The sequence below is a fragment of the Vibrio sp. Vb0598 genome, assembly GCF_033338935.1.
Lineage (GTDB): Bacteria > Pseudomonadota > Gammaproteobacteria > Enterobacterales > Vibrionaceae > Vibrio > Vibrio alginolyticus.
The window spans coordinates 1-1,268 of record NZ_JAWOTP010000157.1; the positions used below are offsets into that span (position 1 = coordinate 1).

At 47.6% G+C, this 1,268-nt stretch carries 1 protein-coding gene and 1 pseudogene; one reads left to right on the forward strand and one right to left on the reverse strand.

Annotated features, from left to right (window positions below; genetic code table 11):
• Nucleotides 1-908: LpxL/LpxP family Kdo(2)-lipid IV(A) lauroyl/palmitoleoyl acyltransferase (gene lpxL, locus R7Q38_RS23715; RefSeq protein ID WP_318114509.1), on the forward strand; the 908-nt coding region annotated here is incomplete at its 5' end.
• Nucleotides 909-968: 60 nt separating this feature from the next.
• Here the strand turns inward: lpxL and pyrE are convergent.
• Nucleotides 969-1,268: pseudogene (gene pyrE, locus R7Q38_RS23720) on the reverse strand (orotate phosphoribosyltransferase); the annotation flags it as partial.

Genomic DNA, 1,268 nt, shown 5'->3' on the forward strand with positions numbered 1-1,268 from the left:
TTCTCCATCCTCGTAACTGGGGAGTTTGGCTTGGGTTTGGTCTACTGGCTATCATCGTCAATATTCTTCCTTATCGCCTATTACTGTCTTTGGGGCGTTCACTTGGCAAGCTAGGCATGCGCTATGGCAAAAAGCGCGTGCATATCGCGAAGCGCAACCTTGAGCTTGCATTCCCCGCGAAAACGCCAGAAGAAGTGCAACATATCGTGGAAGAAAACTTCAAGAATACCGGGATGGCACTGATCGAAACCGGTATTACATGGTTTTGGCCTACATGGCGCTTCAAAACGCTCATTGTCGAGAAAGACATCCACGCTCTAAAAGAAAAAGGCGCGGAAGGGAAAGGCGTATTGTTGTGTTGTGTGCATGCTCTTAACTTAGAAATTACCGCGCGAGCTTTTGCTGTTTTAGGGGTTGCGGGTTACGGCGCATTTCGACCTCACAACAACCCAGCGTACAACTTCATCCAATATTGGGGGCGCACGCACAACGGCAACAAACTGATTGATCGCAAAGATGTGAAAAAGATGATTCGTGTACTGCGCAGCGGCGAGCGTTTGTTCTACTTACCTGACCACGATTACGGCCGCAATAAATCGGTCTTCGTGCCGTTTTTTGCCATTGATGACGCTTGTACAACAACCGGCACCAGCATTTTAGCCTACACATCAAAATGCGCGATCATTCCAGGTTCTGGTTTCCGCAATGACGAAGGCAAATACGAAATCATCGCTGATAAGTGCATTGAAGCCGATTACCCACAAAAAGATGAAGTGGCTGCGGCGGCTTACATGAACAAGTACGTGGAAGAAGTGATTTTGCGAGCACCTGAGCAATGGATGTGGCTGCACAAACGCTACAAAACCATGCAAGATGAAAACGAGCCCAAAGGCATTCGCTACAAATAAATCGCAAAAGAAAAGGTATCCGATTGGATACCTTTTTTATTGAATTGAAAAAGTGGGAAATTAGATGCCGTATTCCGCGCGGTATGCTTTCACCGCTTCAAGATGCTCGGTCGCGTTACCTTTTTCTTCAAGGTAAGTGATTAGGTCACCCAAACTCACGATAGAAATCACCGCACAACCGAAGTCGCGCTCAACTTCCTGAATCGCAGAAAGTTCGCCTTTGCCTTTCTCTTGGCGGTCGATAGCCACTAATACGCCAGCCAGATCTGCACCATTCGCCTTGATGATTTCCATCGATTCACGAATCGCAGTACCTGCTGTGATTACGTCATCCACTAGCATGATACGACCTTCAAGCGC